The following is a 19,653-nucleotide window of genomic DNA, read 5'->3' on the forward strand; positions in this document are numbered from 1 at the left end:
GCGCGGCACTTGTGATGCCGACTAAATTACCGGGGGAGTCCATTTCATCATTGCACCGGACATGGCGCTTCCTTCGGTTTGGTAGACACCCTCAACTAACCCTTGAGGATTGTGACCATGCCCAAACCTGGCCCAAGAACGACCTACCGTTACTCTGAGGAATTCAAGGCAACAGCCGTTCGCCTCAGTGAGCTTCAAGGCGTCGCCATCAAAGATGTCGCGGCTTCGCTTGCCATCCACCCCTTCATGCTGTCACGTTGGCGAAAGCAGGTCAGAGAGGGGTTGATTGTGACTAAAGGTGTTGAGGTCGAGAAGGATGTTTCGGCTGAGTTAAAAGAGCTGCGTCAGTTGAAGAAGGACTATGCCCGTCTTCAGTTGGAGCATCGCCTTTTAAAAAAGCCATCGCGTTCAGTTCCGAACAAAAAGCGAGGTCTTCGCTTTCATCCAACATTGCCAAGGACAAGCGCCAGTGACGGTGTTGTGCCGGCTGCATGGAGTGAGTCGCGCGGGCTACTACGCCTGGCGCCGACGCCCAGCAAGTAACCGTGCAGTCGGCGATCGAAGCCTCGTCGAAAAGATTCGACAGGTCCACCAAGACAGTCGAGAGACCTATGGAAGCCCACGTGTGCACGCGGCGCTGTCTCGTGCTGGTGAGGCTGTTGGTAGGCGGCGGATAGAACGCGTGATGCGTGAGCAGGGTATTCGCGGTTGTTCAACAAAGCTGTACCGGCGCTTACCGGGATTGCATAAGTTCTACACCCGGCTGGAGAACCGGCTTTCTGGATTGGATATCACTGGGCCTGACCAGGTCTGGGTGGGGGATGTGACCTACCTGAAGGTCGCTGGTGAGTGGCGGTATCTAGCCACCGTTATGGACCGATATTCCCGCCGCCTCCTGGGCTGGTCTATCGGTCGGGAGAAATCGAGCGCGCTCACGGCTCAAGCCCTGAAGAACGCATTCCGGCAACGTAAGCCGACCGGGTTGATCTTCCACAGCGACCGGGGCACAGAGTTCATTTCCGGGGATTTCAGCCGTCTACTCGCCAGGACGGGAGTGACGCAGTCGGTGAACCGCCCTCGCAGAATGAATGACAACGCCCATATGGAGGCATGGAACAAGTCGATGAAATCGGATCTATACCACCGCCGCACTTTCAGGACTGATCAGGAACTGCATCAAGAACTCAAAAGCTACATCGCTTTTTACAACAGCACGCGCTTACACTCGGCTTTAGGTTACCGACCACCCATCGAGTTCGAAACACAATGCGCCTAACCCATCGGTGTCTACTTTTTCGAAGGAACTCCCCATTTGACCCGCTGCCCATTTTTGTTTCCGCAAAAACAGGCATCGCCTCAAATGCCGGTGAACTCAGGCGTTATTTGCCTAGTAAGCTCCAAGTCGAATCAGGCGAATAGGAGGAAGCCTAAATGACGCGTTCTACCAGATTGGTTTTCCTCGCGCTGTCGCTACTTGTTCTGCTAGCGGTTGGTTGGGTTACTACGGGTTCCTTCAAATTTGCTTTAGATGACTTTTGGTTTTCTGCGGGGATTTTGCTTCTTATCCTGCTAAGTGTTGTTGACCAACCTCACTTTTCCAAGGACGCAAACATTTTCATGAATGGGATTGCGGGTCTCATTTCGCTGACCGGAGTGCCTTCGGTAGATCGGGATTACCTGTGGGGCCTATTCTTCATATGGAGTCTTTACCTAATTGCATCAAGCTACTGGGTGATGATGATTCGATCGAGGCCATTAGCTTCGGAAAGCACTTGGGTTCAGCTCACTTCACGCATCAATCGCCAAATTGGGAGGCCAGAAGCTCTTTTTTCCGCATTCTTTCTCTGGGGAGTTTTCACGCAATTTACTTCGAACGATCAGGCTTACAGAGTGCTTCTGTTGTTCTGGGCCGTATTCATGGTGCTGAACCTGCCGATCATTGGCAGCACAATTTCTCAAGCATTTCAGTGTCGAAAAGTTGATACAGGTGCACTTGAGGGTTATGTAACGGGCTTCGCTTCACCCAGGCTGTTCGAGTGCAGGCTTGGTGCTAGTCACGACCCCCTCCAGGCCGGAGTTGTCGTGACAATTTTCGCTCCAAGTGGAGTGGCCGCAGCATCAGCTGTTGTGATCGATGATCGCATTCTGCACAAAGCACGGGTGGTTAAGCTGGCGGTAAGTTCATTTGCCGAAGGCTGGACGCAAATTGCAGATGAGGTGCATTCGGGCAAAGCAAAAATATCGGTAGCCAAATCTAATTCGACGGACATTGCGCGTGCCCCAGTTGGCGTTGTGTGTCCCGGATCGAGCATAGGCGTTTTGAAGGTAAAAATTCACCCCGATACCCCGATGTCAGAAGGTGAGGTACTTACAGTGCGCTTTCCTGGAGGTTCGGATGCCTATTACCAAGTGGTGTCCGGCATGCTTACCGAAGATTCACAAGAGCCTGATCAAACTCTTCAAACTGTCGAAGTGCGGGCTAGCCAGCTGGGGCATTGGAATCAGGATCGGGGTACATTTGAACCAATCACTTGGGTGGCTCCGTCCGGCGCGCTAGTCACTCGAGCTACCGATCAAGAGCTACCAAACTTGGAGCTTGGAGATGATCGGCTTCCAATCGGTCGGATACCGAACTCAGAATTTCCGATCCATGTTGGCATTGACGACGCGATTACTCATAACACTGCCGTCATAGGTGTTACTGGTAGCGGGAAATCTTACCTGTCGCTGTGGCTTATCGAAGGTGCGCTTAGAAAGGGAATCCGGGTTTTGATTCTGGATATCAGCCGGCAGCACTGGAGCTTCCTGAGGCGCCATAACCCTTACCCCCTTCGACAAGCGCAGGAGCTTGACGCGTGGTTTGAGAGCGACCAATTGCTCGCGGTTCACCAATTTGCTCAGTCGAATAGCTATCCTAAAACCACGGCTGACTTTGCGCAGGCTGTGTTTGCGAAGCTTGAGCAATCTGTTCAGCTCCGTCCTGGAATCAACGAGCCTGCGAAGATCATGGTTGTGTTCGAGGAGGCCCACTCTTTAATTCCAGAGTGGAACCAAGTGGCCGTCCAATCCGATACGAGTCACGTCAACCGGACTGCGAGAACTATTCTGCAAGGACGAAAATTTGGGATGGGTTGCTTGGTGATCTCCCAGAGAACGGCAAACATCACAAAGACCATCCTCAATCAGTGCAACACGATTTTTGCTCTCCAGTCTTTCGACCAAACGGGACTGGATTTTCTCGGCAACTATATGGGTGCCGAATACGCCGGCGTCATTTCAACGCTTCCACCTCGACATGCCGTGCTCGTGGGCAAGGCTTCCTCGTCGCTTCGCCCAGTCATGTTCAAGATTCAGGATTTGGGTCAGCAGTGGGCACCATTGGAGGCGCTAGATGAAGACCCAACTCAAGATGACGAATGAATAAGGTAAGTGCGGCGGCACATAAAAACACGCTGCAAGGGACGTTTGACCCGTGGCCCATTTTTGCTGTCGCAAAAACGTTCCCCGCCTCAAACGCCCCTGAGCGTGGGCGTTAGGCATCATGGGCAAGGGCTTCCCAACTTATAGCAGTGCGGCTCGATCTGGAGATCGCGGAGTTGATCTTGTCTCTCGCGTGATTAATGAGCATTTCGGTTGGTTATTTCGGCGAAACCACCAGGAGCACGATTTCGGAATCGACGCGCAGGTTGATGTAGTTCTTGAAGATGGCCTCGTAACAGGGCAGATGCTTGCACTACAGATCAAGCACGGCGCCTCGTTTTTTCGCGAGAAGAACCAGTGGGGTTACGTTTTTCGCGGAGAGCAAAAGCACTTCAATTACCTAGCAAACTACCCTACGCCAGTTCTCATCGTCATTTGTCACCCCAAATCAGGTGACTGTTATTGGGTTAAGTTCGACCCTTCCGCCACCGCAAGGGCTGGAGGCAATTGGAAAATCACAATCCCATCTAGCAATAAGCTTGCCGATTCAAAGGGGCAACTAATGGCACTGTTGCCTGAGCCAGCAGACTATCTCAGCGCAATTGAAGCTTACTGGGCGATGAATGATGTGTTGGTTGATCATGGACACTTTCTCTACATCATTGGCAGGGACGAGATCGAAGCATTAGATGCGTCTGAGGTTCGTGAGTTCTTTGACCGGTTGAGAAGCTCTCCCGAAATTGCTGCTCACTGCCAGGGCAAAGTGGAACTCGCTTTTCATGGGTTCGATGATGATCCGCGAGAGCTATTCGAAATACCGGAGATGCGTAGTTTCGTGCCCGTTTTGTCAGTCACCCTGCCCGAGCTTTTTTTCTTTGCTTACACGGGTGAGCGTGCAAGCACGCTAAAGGTGTTTGCGATGTGCTTAACTCAGGTCACGGTTACATCGCGGGTTCCAAATGAAAAAAACCAATTGCCGGTAGAAGTTGAGACCCGTGCCATAGGCGCGTTTCTTGAGCGTCACTTCCCAGGACTAAATGAAATGACTGAGTGGCTAAGTATGCCCGTAGAAGAGAATAAGAGAATTTCGTTTGAAGTTATGAAAGCTCTTGGTATGCGGGGACCAGATGATGCCTAACAACACATATATGGACTCCCGCAGCAAGGTCTTGAGTTGAAGTCGTGATTAAACAGGGGTTGCAGTCGTATATCCGGCCTGTTGTGATGATGCCTTATCCCCTGAAGGAGTGGGGAAACAGGGGACGTATCCCAATTCCTGAGTCCAAAACTCAAGTTGAGAGTTTGGTCCACTCAGCGAGGGTTCGCAGGGCCGCGCGTCTGACTTGCAATAGAGCGGATCGGGCGCCATGAATCAGCAGCTTTCGAAGATACACGTCACCCGTTTCGAGATGCTGCCCACGTGGGATTTAACCCGCCACCCACTTTTGCGCCGCAAAAGCAGGTGTCGCCTCAAACGTACCCCAGCTCAAGCGTTTTTTGATTTGCGCAAACATTGGGGCTTCGCATCAACATGGCCTCAGAGTTAAAGTAGAAGCAGTGTTAAGAGTCCTGCCGAGATAGTCATGACTACGCCCGCCGAAACCATTGAAAATGCTGCGCTTTCCCTCCCTGTGAGGGATCGCACCCGTTTGGTCGTACACCTGCTTGAGAGCATTGATCAGCGGGGAGCTGCAGACCCCCAAGAGATTGAACGCACGTGGGCTGCTGAAGCGAATCGGCGATACCAGGCCTATTTGCAAGGTGAGGAGGAGGCGATCCCATCCGAACAGGTCTTCTCGGAACTTCGGGCTGAGGATCATTGAAGCCAGTCAGATTCCTTGCGTCGGCACGTGAAGACGTTCGCCGCGAAAAGGCTTACTACAGAAAAATCGATCCAGAGTTGGCCCGTAGATTTCAGGCTGCGGTTGAAACGGCGACAACCTTCATCGGAGAGCGGCCGCTGGCCATGCAGGAGCTCGAAGGCGGAGTTAGGCGGTGGCCGCTCGAAACGTATCCTCACGGCATTCTCTACCGAGTTGAGGAAAAGTTTGTGCTGGTACTTGCAGTTTTCCATCCAAGCCAGGCGCCCGAGCGTTGGAGAGATCGGGCGAGCACATAAACATCGTATAGGGACTGCCCCAGCAAGGCCTTGAGTCGAAGTCGTGACAGAAGAGGGGTTGCAGTCGATTATCCGGCCTGTTTCGCTAAACAGGGGACGTATCCCATTTGACAGTGCTGGGGCTGTAACACCTCCCTTCGGAACTCGCCCAGCTCGCTCAAAGTGTCGCGTATATACGATTGACATATCCTAGGCTAGGCGTATGCTGGATATGTCTAAGGTATATCCTGAGGGTTAGTGATGGAAAGAGGTGGCGTTTTTAAGAGCAACACTAGCCAGGCCGTGCGTCTGCCGAAGGCCGTCGCTTTTCCAGAGTCGGTCAAGCGGGTTGATATCGTGCCTATAGGTCGGTCCCGCCTTATTTCACCCGCCGGTGAGTCATGGGATAGCTGGTTTTCTGCCGAAGGTGTGACGGCGGACTTCATGCATTCTCGCGATCAGCCAAACGATCAAGAGCGGGATGGTTTTTAGTGCTCAAGTATCTGCTCGATACCAACATATGCATCTACACCATCAAGAACCGCCCAGATTCGGTTCGTCAGACCTTCATCGAGCATGATGGGCAGATGTGTGTTTCAACCATTACGCAGATGGAGCTGATCTATGGCGCGGAGAAATCGGCCGCGGTTGCCCGCAACCTGCAAGTTCTAGAGGGCTTCTTGGCTAGGCTCGAGGTCAAGGAATTCGATTCTTTGGCGGCCGCGCATACTGGGCAAATTCGGGCTGAGCTTGCAAAGGCGGGCACGCCGATTGGGCCTTACGATCAGATGATTGCCGGTCATGCCCGTTCGCTGGGTCTGATTGTGGTCACGAACAATGTTTCAGAATTCTCAAGAGTGCCGGGAATTCGGGTTGAGAACTGGGTGGATTAGGTTGCTGTATGCGTCGTCCAGACAATCTATTAAAAGGGACGTCGCCCGCCTCTTCAAAAAAGTTGTTGGCCGGGGCCAGTGCTGATCTTTGTTATTAGGCAAAAAGATAATCAGGAAAACGTGGTGGATAAGAGACGAGTTCAGGCTCTGGCATTAGTCGTAGTGTTGGTTAGTGGGTGCGCTGCAGTTCCGGAACCTCCGCCGAGGTACGAGGTGGCCGACGCGGACAGGTTCGCCCCCATCAATCTTGATGTCTACGCGGGAGAGTATGTGTCGAGGCCCACCCAGGAGGTGGTTAGCGTCATCACTCAGTCCATGACCGAGTCCGGCCGCTTTGCCCATGTGCAGATGGGTAGAGAGCGCTGGCCATTTTCCGTTCAGGTGACCTATGGCTTCACGCAAACCTATGGTGTCGTGGAGTTTCTGGCATCAATGGTGTCTGCCGCATCCTTACTGATCATTCCAGGCCCTCTTCCAGAGCGGCATCTCTACCGTTTTGAGGTTCTGTATGGCCCGAATTTGTTGGCCAGCTACGAATATTCTGAGGACATCAAAAACAAGCTTTGGCTGTTCAACGTCAACAACCAAGTTCGTAAGGATGCGGCAAACCGTGTGATCAAGCAGTTTATTGCTGACCTGGAGCGTGACAAGGTTCTTCCTACTGGCAGAGATGTGGAAGACCTCAACCCACCGCGACGGGGGGCTTAATGCCGTTATCCGCAAAGCTGAGCCCACTCCTAGGAGTATCGATTCCGCTCGTCGGGTAAATCACTGTGGTACTGCACGAATTCCACCTCAAAACCGGCGGGGTCGATGTAGTACACATTACTGCGGTAGGGGTCGTCGGCACCGTCTTTGGCGGCGTGGAAGCCGGCTTGGGCGAGGCGTTGCTGCAGGGCGGGAAGATTGTCGGTAGTGAAGGCCATGTGGGCGAGGCCGGGTTGGTGGCCTTCTAGGTCGCGGATGGGGCCTTCGCCATCGTCATTAAAGGTGAGGTAGTTGTAGTCGTCGCCAAAGTGCAGCCATTGGCGCTGCACCCCATACCATTCCGATTGACCACCACCGCGAACTTTCCAGTGTGGGAAGGCGGCACGGTAAAAGGGGAGTACGGCCTCAATGTCGTGGACGACGAGGTTGAGATGTTCCAAGCGCATGGGTTGGCTCCTAAGGGTTGTAGAAAAGGAGCACACAGGCTAAAACCTCAATCTAAGTTGAGGTCAATAAAGGAATGGGAACAACAATGGTCACGCTAAGACTTGGCTATGGCAGATAAGCGCCACGCTGCGGATTTGTCGGTGGGGCAGGTGGCACAGCGTAGCGGTGTGGCGGTGTCCGCCCTGCATTTTTATGAGTCGAAGTCGCTGATTCACAGCCAGCGTAATGCTGGTAACCAGCGGCGTTACCGGCGTGAAGTGCTCAGACGCATTGCGGTGATCAAGGCCGCACAGGCCATGGGGGTATCGCTCGCAGAGATTGCCGAGGCCCTAGCGATGTTGCCCAAACATGAGGCGCCCAGTGCGGCCGACTGGCAGCGCATGTCGCAGGAATGGGGGCGGCAGCTAGAGCGGCGTATTGCGCGATTGCAGCGGCTGCGTGACTCGCTAACGGGCTGCATCGGTTGTGGCTGCCTGTCGATGGATGTGTGCCCGCTCTATAACCCGGAGGACGAATTGGCCGAAGAGGGTCCGGGCGCCGTCATTTTGAATCAAGGAGACTAGGCCCGAGCCTGGCCTAGTTTTGATCTAGCGTTATGGTTGGGGCGCGAGCATTGTTTTGGTGGCGCCCATGAAGAAACTGCATATTGCTTTATCCACCCGCGACTTGGCGGCCAGCGTCGAGGATTATTCGGCGCGTCTGGGCTTGGCGCCCGAGACCATGGTGGATGGCGCTTATGCCTTGTGGCGGACGCCTTGCTTGAACTTTACCGTGCGGGTGGATGACAGCTGCGAGGCTGGCGCCTTGCGCCATTTGGGTTGGGAGGATGCCGATGCTGCAGCCTTTGCCGAAGACACCGATGTGAATGGCATTGTTTGGGAGCGCTTTAGCGCCCAGCAGCAGGCCGAGGAAATTAACCAGATCTGGCCGCAGGCGAGGTATAGGCCTAGGGGTTGAGCCTTTGATAGTCCTGTCGGGCGGCTGCTCTACGCACATCACACCCTATGGCTAGGCCGCCGGCATAGATTTCTGCCACAGCGAAGAGCACCCGTGCGCGGAAACTTGGGGCAGGGCTATTGGCCTAGGATGGTTTTAAGTATCTGCTCGCTGTTGTGATCGGCCGGGAAGAAGTGCTCTATGCGCAGCTGCTCCGCTGTGATGTCCTGCGCTGTGCCGAAAGTGGTGAGAGTGCTGAGCAGGCTGATGGTGTGCGGGCCCATCTGCAACTTCGTGGGCAGCACCGGCATGAGCTCTGCGGTTTCAGCATGGGCGCCGCTTGTGGTGTCGGGTAGATCCGGCAGGGCCTTGAGCGCGTCATAGCTAGTGCGCAGCTCGGGGTTGGCAGCAGCCTCGCGGGCGCTGCGTTCCAGCAGATGCACGGCCACTTCTTCAAAGTTGGCGATCAGGGGCCGCATTCCTTCGGGGTGCAAGCTCCAATGCAAAATGCTGCGGCTTTGGCAGCGCTGCTCCAAGGCCTCCAGGCCACCGAGCAGCATGAAAAGGGCTTGCATGCCGGCGTTGTAATCCACAACGCACCAGTACCGGTCGACCACCACCGCGGGGAAGGGGGCATGGTTGTCCAGCATGCGCTTGAGCACCTCCCGCACGGGCGTCATGGTGTCGGCATCCAGGGGTAGCTCGGTGTAGGCATTGGCAAAGCCGGCGGCGTTCAGCCATTGATTGCGTTGCTGTAGGGCCAAGTCCAAGGCCTGTGCTAATTGCAGCACCATGGGCCGACTTGGCTGCGCACGTCCGCACTCCAAGTAGCTGAGGTGGCGTTGGGAAACGCCGGCTTGGAAGGAGAGTTCCAGCTGAGACAAGCGCCGCTGCTGGCGGTAGCTGCGCAGCAAAGCACCAAAGCGGTTGTCGCCGGAGCTCTGTATAGCCTGTGGTTTGGTCATGGCCTGATTATGCGCCGTGGCCTGCGGCAAAGCTATGACCTCTGAGGTCATTGCAGCCAGACTGCGCTGTGGCCAGGATAGCTGCAGCCCTCAACACTCAGGGCAGTACATCCACCTGGAGAGACACAATGACTGCAAAATTCATCTTGCTGGCCTTGGCCACCGCCGCGCTGACTGTTATCAGCGTATTGGCCGTCACCGATCATGGTTACTTCGGCATCTTTAGCTTCCACTTACAGGCCACCGCGGGCATGCAGGTCCTTCTGGACCTTGTCATTGTTTGCACCTTGGCGATGGTGTGGATGTGGCAGGATGCCCAGCGCCAGGGCCGCAACCCCTGGCCTTTCATCGTTTTGACCGTACTGGGCGGCTCTTTTGGGCCCTTACTCTACCTGCTCACGGGCTTGCTGCAGGGCCGCGCAGGGGAGCCTTCCCCGGCTTAATGGCCAAACTCAGGGCTGCATCTGGGCTGCATCTGGGCGGTACCCTGCCCAGGTGTTAGCTCAGCCTCCCCTTCGGTTCTCATCCGTCCCTTCAGCAGGCGCTATGCTGCGGCTTTATCGGCAGTTAAGGGCCTGTGATGGTCACATTCCGCAGTCTGATTGTTTTCGCTGGCTGTGCCTTGGTGTCCTGTGCGAGTTGGCAGGATTTCGCCGCACGCCCCAGTGATTGGGGGGCATACCCTACGCAGACGTGGTCGGTAGAGGGGGTAGGCGATTGGGCGCGCTTGCGCCGCCGGGATATGACGGTGGGCCCTTTTTCGACGGCCGACTTGGATTACTCCTTATGGGCAACGGCGCCGACGCAGACTCGGCAGACCGTGGGCGACGAAGAAGATGGTGTGTACCTGGGTACAGCCCAAGTGGGGAATACCTCGAACTTCGCCTTCACCTTGATGGAAGGGGGCGTGGCTTTGGCCCGCATTCGTTGCCGCCAGCGGCACCATCAGCAGAGCGATGTGCTGGGTTATGCCGATGACGATGAGCGCACCGAGCTGCAAGAACTCGGAGCGTTCTTCGCGGATTTGCATTGCGTGGCCCAGCCGCAAACGCCGAGCTGGGCCGCTTGGGAACTCAGCATGCAGGCCACGCCCTGGAGGCCGCTTAGCGGCGTGTTACAGGCAGGCAGTCGCCAGGTGGCCGTGATTGGTAGCACGCGTTCTTCCGTGGCCGAGCTGAACATGACCACCGGATATACGCTGCGCCAAGGGCAGCGCAGCCTCATGGTGGTCGACCGATTACGCAGCCAACAGCTGGAATACTGGCCGGAGCTATCGGCGGAGCTAAGCCCGGCCCTGGTGGCGGCTGCCATGGCCTTGTTATTGGCCAATGACCCGCTGGAGGCTGGCGTTTAATGACCAAGGTGCAGGCTCTACAGGCGGACATCACCGCATTAGATGTGGACGCCATTGTGAATGCGGCCAACTCCAGTCTGCTCGGCGGGGGTGGAGTGGACGGGGCGATTCACCGTGCCGCTGGCCCACAGCTGCTCGAGGCCTGCCGCAAGCTTGGTGGCTGCCGTACCGGCGAGGCCAAACTCACGCCCGGTTTTGCCTTGCCGGCGCGCTTCGTCATTCATACCGTAGGGCCAGTCTGGTCGGGTGGCCAGGCTGACGAAGCCCGCTTACTGCAACAGTGTTATCGCAACTGCTTGGCCATTGCTCTGGAGCATGGCCTGCAATCTTTGGCGTTTCCGGCCATTAGTACCGGGGTATACGGTTACCCCAAGGCCCAAGCCACCCAGATTGCGGTGAGTACCTGTTTGGAGATTGTGCGGTCTGCGCCCAAGGCACCACAGATTGTGTTCTGCTGCTTTTCTGGCTCCGATCTGGCGGGCTATCAGGAGTGTCTTGCGCAGCTCAGCTAAGGGGGGGCAGGGTAATGGCCAAGGCATTGCTGTTGGGTACACTGCTGCAATCTGCACGGGGGTCATCGTCATGGAGTCTTTGCTAGTTCTGGCTCTGGGACTACTGTTCTTGCTGGGTCTGGCTGTGGACGCGATTGGCCGCCGTGTTCATGTGCCGCGAGTCACGCTGCTGATCGTTCTTGGCGCCCTCATCGGGCCTCCAGGTCTCGACATTCTGCCCCCGCCCTTGGCGCAAGCGGATGGCCTGTACGCCTCCGTGGCTCTGACGATGGTGGCCTTTTTGTTGGGGGGTTCGCTGAAGCTGCAAATGCTCCGCGCTCATGGCATCCGCATTTTGGTGCTATCGCTGAGTGTGGTTTTAAGCTCGCTGGTGCTGGTGACGCTGGGGCTTTGGCTGCTGGGTATGGCCGCTGGCCTGGCTTTACTGTTGGGAGCGGTGGCTGCAGCCACTGCGCCTGCAGCAACCTTGGATGTAGTGGCGCAATCCGGGCGCAACGATGGCTTTAGCCAAACGCTGCTGGGGATTGTGGCCATTGATGATGCTTGGGGCGTTTTGGTGTTTAGCCTGGCTCTGGCTATCACCGCCAGTTTCGCCATGGATGCGGATGCGGCTTGGTACCTGGAGCTGCTTCACGCCGGCCGTGATATTGGCGGCGCCGTTGCCTTAGGTTTGCTGATTGGTATACCCGCCGCCTTGCTCAGTGGCCGGCTATCTCCGGGTGAGCCCACATTGTTGGAAGCTGTGGGAGTGGTGTTCTTATGCGCGGGGCTGGCTATGTTGTTTGAGGTGTCGCTGCTGCTCACCGGAATGACCTGCGGCGCAGTGGTGGTCAACCTTGCCCGCCATCATGAGCAGGCCTTCCACGAAATTGAAGGCGTGGAATGGCCCTTCCTACTCTTGTTCTTCGTCATGGCCGGAGCATCGCTCAATATCGAAATGCTGGCGAGTTTGGGTTGGCTGGGCCTGGGTTATGTGCTGCTGCGAATGTCGGCCAGATTATTGGGCGGCCTTGTTGGCAACGTGCTCTTAGGTCGCCCTAAACGTGAGGGCGCGCTGCTAGGTGTGGCTTTAATGCCCCAAGCCGGCGTGGCCATCGGTATGGCTTTGGTGGCTGCCCAGAAGGCCCCCGCGTGGGCACCTCAGCTGATGGCGATTACGATTGCGAGCACCGTGGTTTTCGAGCTCATTGGCCCTTTTGCAACGCAGTGGGCCCTACGTGCGGTGCCTTTGGAGCAGCGCCCTGAAGGTATTCGTTACTCAGGCTAGGCGCTAGCCGCGCAGGCCTTGCGCGTTGGAGAGAGACTGCACGACGCCTCTACTGCGGCCACAACTTAGCGATGCTCGATCACAAAGTGATCCGAAGACATGCGATAACGTCGGTGATACACCCCGTTGTCGGCGCGTTTACCAGCAGCCAAAACCATCACGATGACGCCGTCTTTAGGGAGCGGAACCGCCTTGCGTAAGCGCTTCTCATCAAAGCCTTCCATGGGGCAGCTGTCATAACCATGAGCGCGTAGCGCCAGCATCAGTGTTTGTGCGGCCAGCGAGGTGGACTTGGTCGCCCAGAGCTCCATGTCGGCCTGCGAGTTTGGCCAGCGTGGCATTGGCCTTTGTAGCCCGCTGAGCGCTCGAACGGCTTTTTTCAGCACACCAAAGCGGTCTAGGGGAAGGCGCCCATAGTGAATTTTGGCGGCCTTTTTGTAGTAGTTCTCTACAATTCGCGGCAAAGTTGGCTCGGGCCAATGCTCTAGGTTCTGCTCGCAGGCTCGTTTCCAGGTTTGGGTGCGCGCCACAATAACGATGAGCTCGGCCGCCGTTTTCGCAGCGTTTTGCGATAGGCAGGCTTTCACCACGGCGCTGCGCATCTCTGGGGCCACCACACGATGAAACTCCCAGGGCTGCAGGTTGGAGGAGTTCGCCGATAGCAGGGCTAACTCCAGGCAGTCTTGTAAAACGTCTTCAGGGATGGTCTCCGCTGTGAAGCGCCGAATAGAGCGCCGGGTTTGAACAACCTTGCGGAACTCTTCTACATCGATGGCCGGTAGCGGCTCGGGGGTGTAATCAGTCATGACTGGAGCATAGCTTGAGCGTAGCTGCTTTGCTCAAGGCCACCAGCGGGCTGAGTGCAGCTTTGGAGATGTGCTGAGGCTGAGCCCCAGGATGCAGCTGCGTGCTTGGCTAGTCTGTTTCCGGCTCTAAACACAGTGGCGCCAAAGCCTTGCGCATCCAATTGGGTAAAGGCTCGGAGCGTTGTTCTTTGAGATTGGCGTAGACCCACACAATCTCGCCGCTTGCGCGCAGGTCGGCCGTGGAGTCGCCAAAAATATGTAGCTGCCAGGTGACGCTGCTGCGCCCCAGTCTAGCCACACTCGCTTGGCCGAAAAAGGCCTCATCGAAACGCAGGGGCTTGTGGTATTCCACCACCGACTTCACCAGCTGCACATCACAGCCAGAGCTTTGCATTTGCTGCAGCCAGTCCACCCCCGTATTGCGAAAGGCTTCGTTGACGGTGCAGTCGAAGTAAGTCAGGTAGTGGGCGTTAAAGACCACCCCTTGTGCGTCGCATTCGGCGTAACGCACCACGGAATCCCAGCGGGCAAAGGTTGTATCCATGGCTGGGCATTTTGGCAAATGCGCTTGCGCTGCGCAGTGATTAGTTCACGCGAATAAAGGGCTGGTTGGCCTCGAACAGTCGCGGCCCAATATAGGGCACTTCCATCACATCTTCGGGCTGTTTAAAAGGGCCGTGATAACCGCGGTACTCCACAATGCGTTGCGCCCGCTTGGGCCCAATGTTGATTAAAGAGGCATCAATTTCCGCGGCACTGGCGGTATTGATATTGACCGGGCGCGGCGCTTCTTCGGCGGCGGCAGCCGGCACATTGGCTTGGGCGATTCCGCAAGCCAGCAACAGTAAAACAACGAGCGTTCTCAGCATGACCAGAGCTCCCATAAGGGTGGGGTCTGCATGTATTACGCAATTGCCGCGCGGGGGCGGACATTGTAGGAAATATTGTTGAGCCCACTAGTCAAAGCGGAATGGTATTTGCTAGCTTAACTGGGTCGAGTTACTTCCCAGCGGTTTACCGGCTGCGCTTGTAACGACACGAGAACCCTGGGGCCGAGCGTCGAGGCGCTTATTCCCCGCTAAATCCCTGCACGTTCATGGCACGCGATTTTTCCGCGCCTGCCAGAGCGTGCTGTATGCGTTTGAGGAATCAACAATGCAGAGCACTCCCCTATTTGTGCGTGTTGCCCTGATCCTGCTCAGTGCTGTGGTGATCACAGCCTGCGGTGGCGGGCGTGGCGACTCTACTCCTTCGCGGTCTATTGATTTGCCGAGTCTTGCGCCCGTGCTTCAAGGTCTGCCAACGGTCGATCGGCGGTTGCTAGAAATCGTGCAGCAGGCTTCTCCGGAAGACGATATTCAGGTCGTTGTCACTTTCCCAGGAAAGTCCTCTCCCAGCGAAGAGCAGCGCGGTTTGCTGTATCAGCATGGGGTAACCCGTGGTTTGTATTTCAAGCACCTGCCCATCGCGGGTGTTTTGGCCAAGCCTGATCAGATTCGCGCCTTGATGGAGCAGCGTGGGCTGCGCTCGCTGTGGCACAACGCCGAGCTGAGCTATGAAGATGAAGTAGCGCGCGCCCTGACTGGGGTGGACGCCACAATTAATTCTCCCGTGCTTAAGGACGCCAACGGCAATGCCATCGATGGCTCCGGCATCACGATTTTAGTGAACGATTCTGGTGTGGACGCCACTCACCCTGATCTGCAGTTCGGCAGCAAGGTGGTGGAAAACGTGATGGGCCAGACCAGTCTGCAACTCCTGGCGGCTACGGCTGGGGTTGAAAATGAAATGATCCCGCACACGCCTCTAGAAGGCGTTCCAAATGGTGACTTGCTGGGCTCTCACGGTACTCATGTGGCCGGGATTGCTGCCGGTGATGGCAGCCAGTCTGGAGGCCGCTTCGCTGGTGTGGCCCGTGGTGCCAACATCATCGGTTACGGCTCAGGCGCTGCGATTTTGGTGCTGGACTCTCTGGGCGGCTTTGACTATGCCGCTGAGGTTGTGAAGAACCGCCCTGAGCTGAATCTGCGCATTGTGACCAACTCCTTTGGCTCCACAGGCGACCAAGGCACAGATTTCGATCCTGCGGATCCGACCAACATTGCCACCAAGATCCTCACCGACCTGGGCCTGGTCGTGGTGTTCTCGGCGGGGAACTCGGGCTCAGGCCCGTCGAGTATTACCGGCAACTTCAAGAAAGCGCCATGGGTGCTGGTCGCTGCCAACGGGACCAAAGAAGGCTTGCTTGCACCCTCGTCATCCCGCGGCGCGCTAGCAGGCGGCGAGTACCAGGTTGAAGTGGATGGTGAAACCTTTACCGTCGAAGACCGGCCCTTGGTGGTGACTCCAGGAACGGATTACATTGCTGCTCGCGCAGTTGCTGCTGACCCATTCACGCCGCTTGATCTTCAAGCGGACCTGACCGGCGGCGACATTCCTCCAGAGCTGGTGCCCTTCTACACCGCTAAGTCGGGTACCTCGATGGCGGCTCCGCACCTGGCCGGTCTGGTTGCCATGCTGCTTCAGGTCAATCCTGAATTGACCTGGCGTGAACTGAAGACGATCTTCAAATCCACCGCGACCAGTATTCCCGGTTATGAGCCTTGGGAAGTCGGGGCGGGCTATGCCAACATCGAAGCGGCTGTTGCCATGGCTCAAGGCCGCAACGATTACGGCAGCCTGAACCATCTCACTCGCAGTTTCGTGGCCAGTGTCGGTCGTGCGGCTCCCATCAGCGAGCAGGTCACCTTGGACTTTATCCCGGCGGGTGAGCCGACCACGGCCGAATTTGAAGTGGGCGCGGGTATTGCGTTGGTGATTGCCTCTTGGAGTTTGGATGAAACCAACCCGTGTACCTGCGGAGTGACCCTCACTGACCCTGAGGGCAACCGTCACGGCTCGGGTATTGCTCTGCCTCTGTTGGCGCCGCGGGTAGCGGCTACGGCCCCGGGCATGCCAGGAACCTGGACCGTAGAGTTCAACGGCATTGGGGGCTTGTCGGGTGTGACTCTGGACCCGCTCGGTCTCACGAATGGCATCAGTCCGCCCAGCATGGGTCAGGAAGTGCTGTTGGAGCAATTCCCGCAGGGCAATATCGTAGGATTGAGTGATACCGTCGGCCACCCGCAGCAAAGCATCATTCAGAGTGCTATCGCGGAGCGATTGATGGACTCGCGCCCCAGCGGCTTGTTTGAGCCAGATGCTCTGTTAGCCCGCGGCGAGTTCGCCGAATACGTCACCGCCTTTGGGGTGCGTCAGACCCGATCCCATGATGGTGGCCGCACCCAGGTCATGAATGCTGGGCAGCGTCGCCTCAGTGCTGCGGTAGAGATTGCTACCCGGGGCGGGAACCTCATTCTGGATCTGGACCCAGAGGCGCGAGCACCCATCGAAACCGGCATGGCCAATCCCCAGGGGGCTGTGAGTCTGGAAGAAGCAGCTTTTGCCCTCATCCAGGCCAAAGGCGATGAAGACGCAGCAGCTGAGCTTGCCGACGCCACGGGCTACATCGATGCAGATGGCAATGCTGTCCTTATTGGGGATATTGATGCCATCAGCCCAACCATGCGCGGGCATGTGGTTTTGGCCTTGCAGCTGGGCGTGCTGCAGCCTGAGGTTCAAGATGGAGTAGCCTTCGTACGTCCGCAACAGGCGGTCAGCCGGGCGGACTATGCCGCAATGGCACTGCGCGCCATGCTCACCATCCCTTTCCCTAGCTAGCGGGCTTCGGCCGGGCGGCGCGCTTTAGTACTGCGCGCTGCTCAGCCCTGTTAAGGCGGGCTTCGATGGTGGTCCGCCTCACCGAAACACAAGGCGGGAGGCCTTGCACGCGACCCCAGTCGGTGATCCGGCTTGGGTCGCGTTTCTTTTTGCGGTACAAGGTAGGAATGAAGGGACCTCCGGCGCCGCTGGAAGAAGTCGGCAAACAGGACTGGAAAACGCAAGCACGTGCCTTGCGCGGAAAGCTGTTGTTGCTGCAACACCGCCTGCGTAGCGCGGATTTCCCGGTCATTGTGGTGTTGGCCGGTGTGGACGGCGCGGGTAAGCACGAGTTTGCCAACTTGCTGAGTGCGTGGCTGGATCCTCGCTTTGTGCGCACGCGGGCTTACCCTCCGGTGGAACACGCCGTGACAAAGCCCGTGCCCCTACTGCGTTTTTGGCCGGATGTTCCTGCGCGTGGCACGATGTCGGTGGTGCTCTCCGGTTGGTATTCCACGCCATTGCAAGATCATGTTCGTGGTCGCTGTACCCATGAGGAGTTCGATCAGCGCATTCAGGCGGCTCTGGAGTTTGAGCGCACGTTGGTCGCGGACGGCGCCTTGTTAATCAAAGTCTGGATGCATTTAGATGCGCAGGCTCAGCGGGAGCGATTAGAGGCACTCGCACGTGATCCGGTCGATATCTGGCAGGTGCAGCCCAAGGATTGGCTGCATCTTCATTTATATGACGACTTCATGCAGGCCAGCGCTCGTGTGTGGGAGGCCAGCGAAAAGGCCGGTTTGCCATGGCTACGCGTGGACGGCCGCCCTGAACGTGCGCGCAGCCTAGTAGTGGGCGCGCATTTGGCGGAAGCCTTAGAGCAACGCCTGCACGCCGTGCCGCCACCACAGTTTTCCAACCACTGGAAACCCGCTGCCGTCGATCACTTGGCTGAGGTGGCCCAGCCCAGTTTGTCCAAGCTGGACTACAGCGAACAGCTAAAGCAGCAGCAGGGGCGTCTATATCCCTTGCTGCGTCGCATGGCCATGCAAGAACGCGGTTTGGTTTTGGTCTTTGAGGGCTGGGATGCAGCGGGCAAAGGCGGCAGCATTCGGCGCCTAATGCAGGTGCTAGATGCGCGTTACACCCAGGTGCACCGCATTGCCTCTCCCGATGCTGTGGAGGCGCGTCGTCACTATCTCTGGCGCTTTGCGACGCGCATGCCAAAGCCGGGTCATGTGGCGATTTTCGACCGCTCTTGGTACGGGCGCATGTTGGTTGAACGCGTGGAGCAGCTGACGCCGGAGCATCGCTGGCAACGGGCTGCCGAAGAAATTTGTCAGTTTGAGCAGCAATGGACGCAGTCTGGGCACATACTGCTGAAGTTCTGGCTGCATATCAGCGCTGATGAGCAGTTACAACGCTTCCAGGCCCGCGAGCAAGATCCGCTCAAAGCCTGGAAGCTGACCGAAGACGATTGGCGGAACCGGGAACGAAGACCGGACTATCTCGAGGCAGTTAACGACATGTTGGCTTATACGAATACAGCGGCGGCACCTTGGAAGCTGATTGGCGCCAATGACAAGCGCCATGCTCGGGTGGCGGTACTCCGAGAATTGAATGAGCAATTAGAGCAATGTTGACCAGCCTTAAAATGGCCGATGGTGGTGTTGGTCCTTTTGCCCCCAGCAAGATTATCTGCGTGGCCAAAAACTATGCGGCGCATGCCGCTGAATTGGCATCTACGGTGCCGGCCCAGCCCACCTTCTTCATGAAGCCCAATTCAGCCCTGTGCGACTTTGCCGGCCCGCTACACATTCCCCAGGGGCGCGGCGACGTGCATCACGAAGTGGAACTAGCCCTGGTGATCGCCAAGCGGGTCCGCAATCCCGACAAGGCCGGCCTGGATGTGATTGGTGGTGTGGCGCTGGCCTTGGATCTCACCCTGCGGAGTGTGCAAACCCAATTACGCGAGCAGGGCTATCCTTGGGAGGCAGCCAAGGCTTTTGCTGGCTCTTGTCCGATCACCCCGGTGCAGCCGGTGGCAAGCGTGAAAGACCTGCAAGATACGCGGATTGCATTAGCCGTGAATGGACAGATGCGCCAGGACGACAGCACTGCGCTGATGGTGTATCCAATCGACCGCTTGCTGCACGACGCCACGGCCCTGTTTGGGCTGGAAGCGGGCGACGTGTTGCTAACCGGCACCCCCGTGGGTGTGGGTGAGTTGCAGCCAGGCGATAGCTACACGGGATGGCTGGGAGAGGAAAGCTATGACGGAACAGTCCGAGGGTGAGACCTGGATTGCCGGGCAAATTAGCCGCTACGACATGGAGCGTGGCTTCGGTGTCGTGCGTGGCGAAGACGGCGAAGACTATTACCTACATTTTCGTGAACTCGTGGGCTGCGACTGGGAGCCAGAGCCCGGTGTTGCTGTTCGCTTTAAAGCCGAGCGTCACCGCAAGGGGAATATGGCGAAAAAGGTAGAGCCTGCCTAGTGTCCCTTAACAGAAGTTCGTCGCACATATGCGGGTCAGCACGGGGTGTG

At 57.0% G+C, this 19,653-nt stretch carries 24 protein-coding genes; 19 read left to right on the top strand and 5 right to left on the bottom strand.

What is annotated here, in order from left to right:
* Nucleotides 1-117: 117 nt before the first annotated feature.
* The 9 genes from KI787_15250 (at nt 118) to KI787_15290 (ending at nt 7,119) form a co-directional block, all read left to right on the top strand.
* Complete coding sequence (locus KI787_15250; protein MBV6631310.1) at nt 118-543, top strand: transposase; 426 nt, start codon at nt 118-120, stop codon at nt 541-543.
* Nucleotides 443-1,276 carry an IS3 family transposase gene (locus tag KI787_15255; protein ID MBV6631311.1) on the top strand — a complete coding sequence of 278 codons (834 nt, stop codon included), beginning with the start codon at nt 443-445 and terminating at the stop codon, nt 1,274-1,276. Before KI787_15250 ends, KI787_15255 begins: the two co-directional genes overlap by 101 nt.
* A gap of 155 nt (nt 1,277-1,431) precedes the next feature.
* Complete coding sequence (locus KI787_15260; GenBank protein MBV6631312.1) at nt 1,432-3,420, top strand: ATP-binding protein; 1,989 nt, start codon at nt 1,432-1,434, stop codon at nt 3,418-3,420.
* A gap of 121 nt (nt 3,421-3,541) precedes the next feature.
* Entirely contained in the window at nt 3,542-4,558 is a 1,017-nt protein-coding gene (locus tag KI787_15265; protein MBV6631313.1) for a DUF4365 and DUF1817 domain-containing protein, read from the top strand.
* Nucleotides 4,559-5,003: 445 nt separating this feature from the next.
* A complete protein-coding gene (locus tag KI787_15270; GenBank protein MBV6631314.1) occupies nt 5,004-5,243 on the top strand; it encodes an addiction module protein in 240 nt (79 codons plus the stop codon).
* Nucleotides 5,240-5,539, top strand: coding sequence for a type II toxin-antitoxin system RelE/ParE family toxin (locus tag KI787_15275; protein ID MBV6631315.1), 300 nt, complete (start codon nt 5,240-5,242; stop codon nt 5,537-5,539). The genes KI787_15270 and KI787_15275 overlap by 4 nt, the downstream gene beginning before the upstream one ends.
* 240 nt (nt 5,540-5,779) lie before the next feature.
* Complete coding sequence (locus tag KI787_15280) at nt 5,780-6,010, top strand: antitoxin (protein ID MBV6631316.1); 231 nt, start codon at nt 5,780-5,782, stop codon at nt 6,008-6,010.
* Nucleotides 6,010-6,411: a tRNA(fMet)-specific endonuclease VapC gene (gene vapC / locus KI787_15285; protein MBV6631317.1), complete on the top strand. Its 402-nt coding sequence runs from the start codon at nt 6,010-6,012 to the stop codon at nt 6,409-6,411. Before KI787_15280 ends, vapC begins: the two co-directional genes overlap by 1 nt.
* Before the next feature lie 123 nt (nt 6,412-6,534).
* Nucleotides 6,535-7,119 carry a hypothetical protein gene (locus tag KI787_15290; GenBank protein MBV6631318.1) on the top strand — a complete coding sequence of 195 codons (585 nt, stop codon included), beginning with the start codon at nt 6,535-6,537 and terminating at the stop codon, nt 7,117-7,119.
* Nucleotides 7,120-7,148: 29 nt separating this feature from the next.
* Here KI787_15290 and KI787_15295 read toward each other — a convergent pair whose 3' ends face one another.
* Nucleotides 7,149-7,565 carry a VOC family protein gene (locus KI787_15295; protein ID MBV6631319.1) on the bottom strand — a complete coding sequence of 139 codons (417 nt, stop codon included), beginning with the start codon at nt 7,563-7,565 and terminating at the stop codon, nt 7,149-7,151.
* 108 nt (nt 7,566-7,673) lie between these two features.
* On the opposite strand from KI787_15295, the gene soxR reads away from it, so the two are divergent.
* Nucleotides 7,674-8,129 (top strand): redox-sensitive transcriptional activator SoxR, encoded by a 456-nt coding sequence (soxR, locus tag KI787_15300; protein MBV6631320.1) that lies wholly within the window; start codon nt 7,674-7,676, stop codon nt 8,127-8,129.
* A gap of 67 nt (nt 8,130-8,196) precedes the next feature.
* Nucleotides 8,197-8,523 carry a hypothetical protein gene (locus KI787_15305; GenBank protein ID MBV6631321.1) on the top strand — a complete coding sequence of 109 codons (327 nt, stop codon included), beginning with the start codon at nt 8,197-8,199 and terminating at the stop codon, nt 8,521-8,523.
* 116 nt (nt 8,524-8,639) lie between these two features.
* On the opposite strand, the gene KI787_15310 is transcribed toward KI787_15305, so the two are convergent.
* On the bottom strand, nt 8,640-9,518 hold the full coding sequence (locus tag KI787_15310) for a helix-turn-helix transcriptional regulator (GenBank protein ID MBV6631322.1): 879 nt from the start codon (nt 9,516-9,518) through the stop codon (nt 8,640-8,642).
* A gap of 77 nt (nt 9,519-9,595) precedes the next feature.
* Between KI787_15310 and KI787_15315 the strand changes: the two genes are divergently transcribed.
* From KI787_15315 to KI787_15330, 4 genes are all read left to right on the top strand, one after another.
* Nucleotides 9,596-9,910, top strand: coding sequence for a DUF2834 domain-containing protein (locus KI787_15315; protein MBV6631323.1), 315 nt, complete (start codon nt 9,596-9,598; stop codon nt 9,908-9,910).
* Nucleotides 9,911-10,047: 137 nt separating this feature from the next.
* A complete protein-coding gene (locus KI787_15320; GenBank protein ID MBV6631324.1) occupies nt 10,048-10,821 on the top strand; it encodes a hypothetical protein in 774 nt (257 codons plus the stop codon).
* Nucleotides 10,821-11,333: an O-acetyl-ADP-ribose deacetylase gene (locus KI787_15325; GenBank protein MBV6631325.1), complete on the top strand. Its 513-nt coding sequence runs from the start codon at nt 10,821-10,823 to the stop codon at nt 11,331-11,333. Before KI787_15320 ends, KI787_15325 begins: the two co-directional genes overlap by 1 nt.
* A gap of 70 nt (nt 11,334-11,403) precedes the next feature.
* Nucleotides 11,404-12,600: a cation:proton antiporter gene (locus tag KI787_15330; protein ID MBV6631326.1), complete on the top strand. Its 1,197-nt coding sequence runs from the start codon at nt 11,404-11,406 to the stop codon at nt 12,598-12,600.
* A 65-nt stretch (nt 12,601-12,665) separates the two neighbouring features.
* Here KI787_15330 and KI787_15335 read toward each other — a convergent pair whose 3' ends face one another.
* The 3 genes from KI787_15335 to KI787_15345 form a co-directional block, all read right to left on the bottom strand.
* Complete coding sequence (locus KI787_15335) at nt 12,666-13,406, bottom strand: nitroreductase family protein (GenBank protein ID MBV6631327.1); 741 nt, start codon at nt 13,404-13,406, stop codon at nt 12,666-12,668.
* Nucleotides 13,407-13,515: 109 nt separating this feature from the next.
* Nucleotides 13,516-13,950, bottom strand: a complete 435-nt coding sequence (locus tag KI787_15340) for an acyl-CoA thioesterase (protein ID MBV6631328.1) — start codon at nt 13,948-13,950, stop codon at nt 13,516-13,518.
* A 40-nt stretch (nt 13,951-13,990) separates the two neighbouring features.
* Nucleotides 13,991-14,275, bottom strand: a complete 285-nt coding sequence (locus KI787_15345) for a helix-hairpin-helix domain-containing protein (protein ID MBV6631329.1) — start codon at nt 14,273-14,275, stop codon at nt 13,991-13,993.
* 286 nt (nt 14,276-14,561) lie between these two features.
* On the opposite strand from KI787_15345, the gene KI787_15350 reads away from it, so the two are divergent.
* The 4 genes from KI787_15350 to KI787_15365 all read left to right on the top strand — a co-directional run bounded on the left by KI787_15350 (nt 14,562) and on the right by KI787_15365 (nt 19,603).
* A complete protein-coding gene (locus KI787_15350; GenBank protein MBV6631330.1) occupies nt 14,562-17,126 on the top strand; it encodes a S8 family serine peptidase in 2,565 nt (854 codons plus the stop codon).
* A gap of 167 nt (nt 17,127-17,293) precedes the next feature.
* The gene (locus tag KI787_15355) at nt 17,294-18,748 is read left to right on the top strand and encodes a polyphosphate:AMP phosphotransferase (GenBank protein MBV6631331.1); all 1,455 of its coding nucleotides are present in this window, start codon (nt 17,294-17,296) and stop codon (nt 18,746-18,748) included.
* Nucleotides 18,742-19,401 carry a fumarylacetoacetate hydrolase family protein gene (locus tag KI787_15360; protein MBV6631332.1) on the top strand — a complete coding sequence of 220 codons (660 nt, stop codon included), beginning with the start codon at nt 18,742-18,744 and terminating at the stop codon, nt 19,399-19,401. Before KI787_15355 ends, KI787_15360 begins: the two co-directional genes overlap by 7 nt.
* Nucleotides 19,379-19,603, top strand: coding sequence for a cold shock domain-containing protein (locus tag KI787_15365; GenBank protein ID MBV6631333.1), 225 nt, complete (start codon nt 19,379-19,381; stop codon nt 19,601-19,603). Before KI787_15360 ends, KI787_15365 begins: the two co-directional genes overlap by 23 nt.
* Nucleotides 19,604-19,653: the final 50 nt, after the last annotated feature.

It is taken from the genome of Oceanococcus sp. HetDA_MAG_MS8 (assembly GCA_019192445.1).
Lineage (GTDB): Bacteria > Pseudomonadota > Gammaproteobacteria > Nevskiales > Oceanococcaceae > MS8.

Coding starts and splice junctions, on each gene's coding strand:
- KI787_15250 (MBV6631310.1), top strand. CDS start 118: ATGCCCAAACCTGGCCCAAGAACGACCTACCGTTACTCTGAGGAATTC.
- KI787_15260 (MBV6631312.1), top strand. CDS start 1,432: ATGACGCGTTCTACCAGATTGGTTTTCCTCGCGCTGTCGCTACTTGTT.
- KI787_15265 (MBV6631313.1), top strand. CDS start 3,542: ATGGGCAAGGGCTTCCCAACTTATAGCAGTGCGGCTCGATCTGGAGAT.
- KI787_15270 (MBV6631314.1), top strand. CDS start 5,004: ATGACTACGCCCGCCGAAACCATTGAAAATGCTGCGCTTTCCCTCCCT.
- KI787_15280 (MBV6631316.1), top strand. CDS start 5,780: ATGGAAAGAGGTGGCGTTTTTAAGAGCAACACTAGCCAGGCCGTGCGT.
- KI787_15295 (MBV6631319.1), bottom strand. CDS start 7,565: ATGCGCTTGGAACATCTCAACCTCGTCGTCCACGACATTGAGGCCGTA.
- soxR (MBV6631320.1), top strand. CDS start 7,674: ATGGCAGATAAGCGCCACGCTGCGGATTTGTCGGTGGGGCAGGTGGCA.
- KI787_15305 (MBV6631321.1), top strand. CDS start 8,197: ATGAAGAAACTGCATATTGCTTTATCCACCCGCGACTTGGCGGCCAGC.
- KI787_15310 (MBV6631322.1), bottom strand. CDS start 9,518: ATGACCTCAGAGGTCATAGCTTTGCCGCAGGCCACGGCGCATAATCAG.
- KI787_15315 (MBV6631323.1), top strand. CDS start 9,596: ATGACTGCAAAATTCATCTTGCTGGCCTTGGCCACCGCCGCGCTGACT.
- KI787_15320 (MBV6631324.1), top strand. CDS start 10,048: ATGGTCACATTCCGCAGTCTGATTGTTTTCGCTGGCTGTGCCTTGGTG.
- KI787_15325 (MBV6631325.1), top strand. CDS start 10,821: ATGACCAAGGTGCAGGCTCTACAGGCGGACATCACCGCATTAGATGTG.
- KI787_15330 (MBV6631326.1), top strand. CDS start 11,404: ATGGAGTCTTTGCTAGTTCTGGCTCTGGGACTACTGTTCTTGCTGGGT.
- KI787_15335 (MBV6631327.1), bottom strand. CDS start 13,406: ATGACTGATTACACCCCCGAGCCGCTACCGGCCATCGATGTAGAAGAG.
- KI787_15340 (MBV6631328.1), bottom strand. CDS start 13,950: ATGGATACAACCTTTGCCCGCTGGGATTCCGTGGTGCGTTACGCCGAA.
- KI787_15345 (MBV6631329.1), bottom strand. CDS start 14,275: ATGCTGAGAACGCTCGTTGTTTTACTGTTGCTGGCTTGCGGAATCGCC.
- KI787_15350 (MBV6631330.1), top strand. CDS start 14,562: ATGCAGAGCACTCCCCTATTTGTGCGTGTTGCCCTGATCCTGCTCAGT.
- KI787_15355 (MBV6631331.1), top strand. CDS start 17,294: ATGAAGGGACCTCCGGCGCCGCTGGAAGAAGTCGGCAAACAGGACTGG.
- KI787_15360 (MBV6631332.1), top strand. CDS start 18,742: ATGTTGACCAGCCTTAAAATGGCCGATGGTGGTGTTGGTCCTTTTGCC.
- KI787_15365 (MBV6631333.1), top strand. CDS start 19,379: ATGACGGAACAGTCCGAGGGTGAGACCTGGATTGCCGGGCAAATTAGC.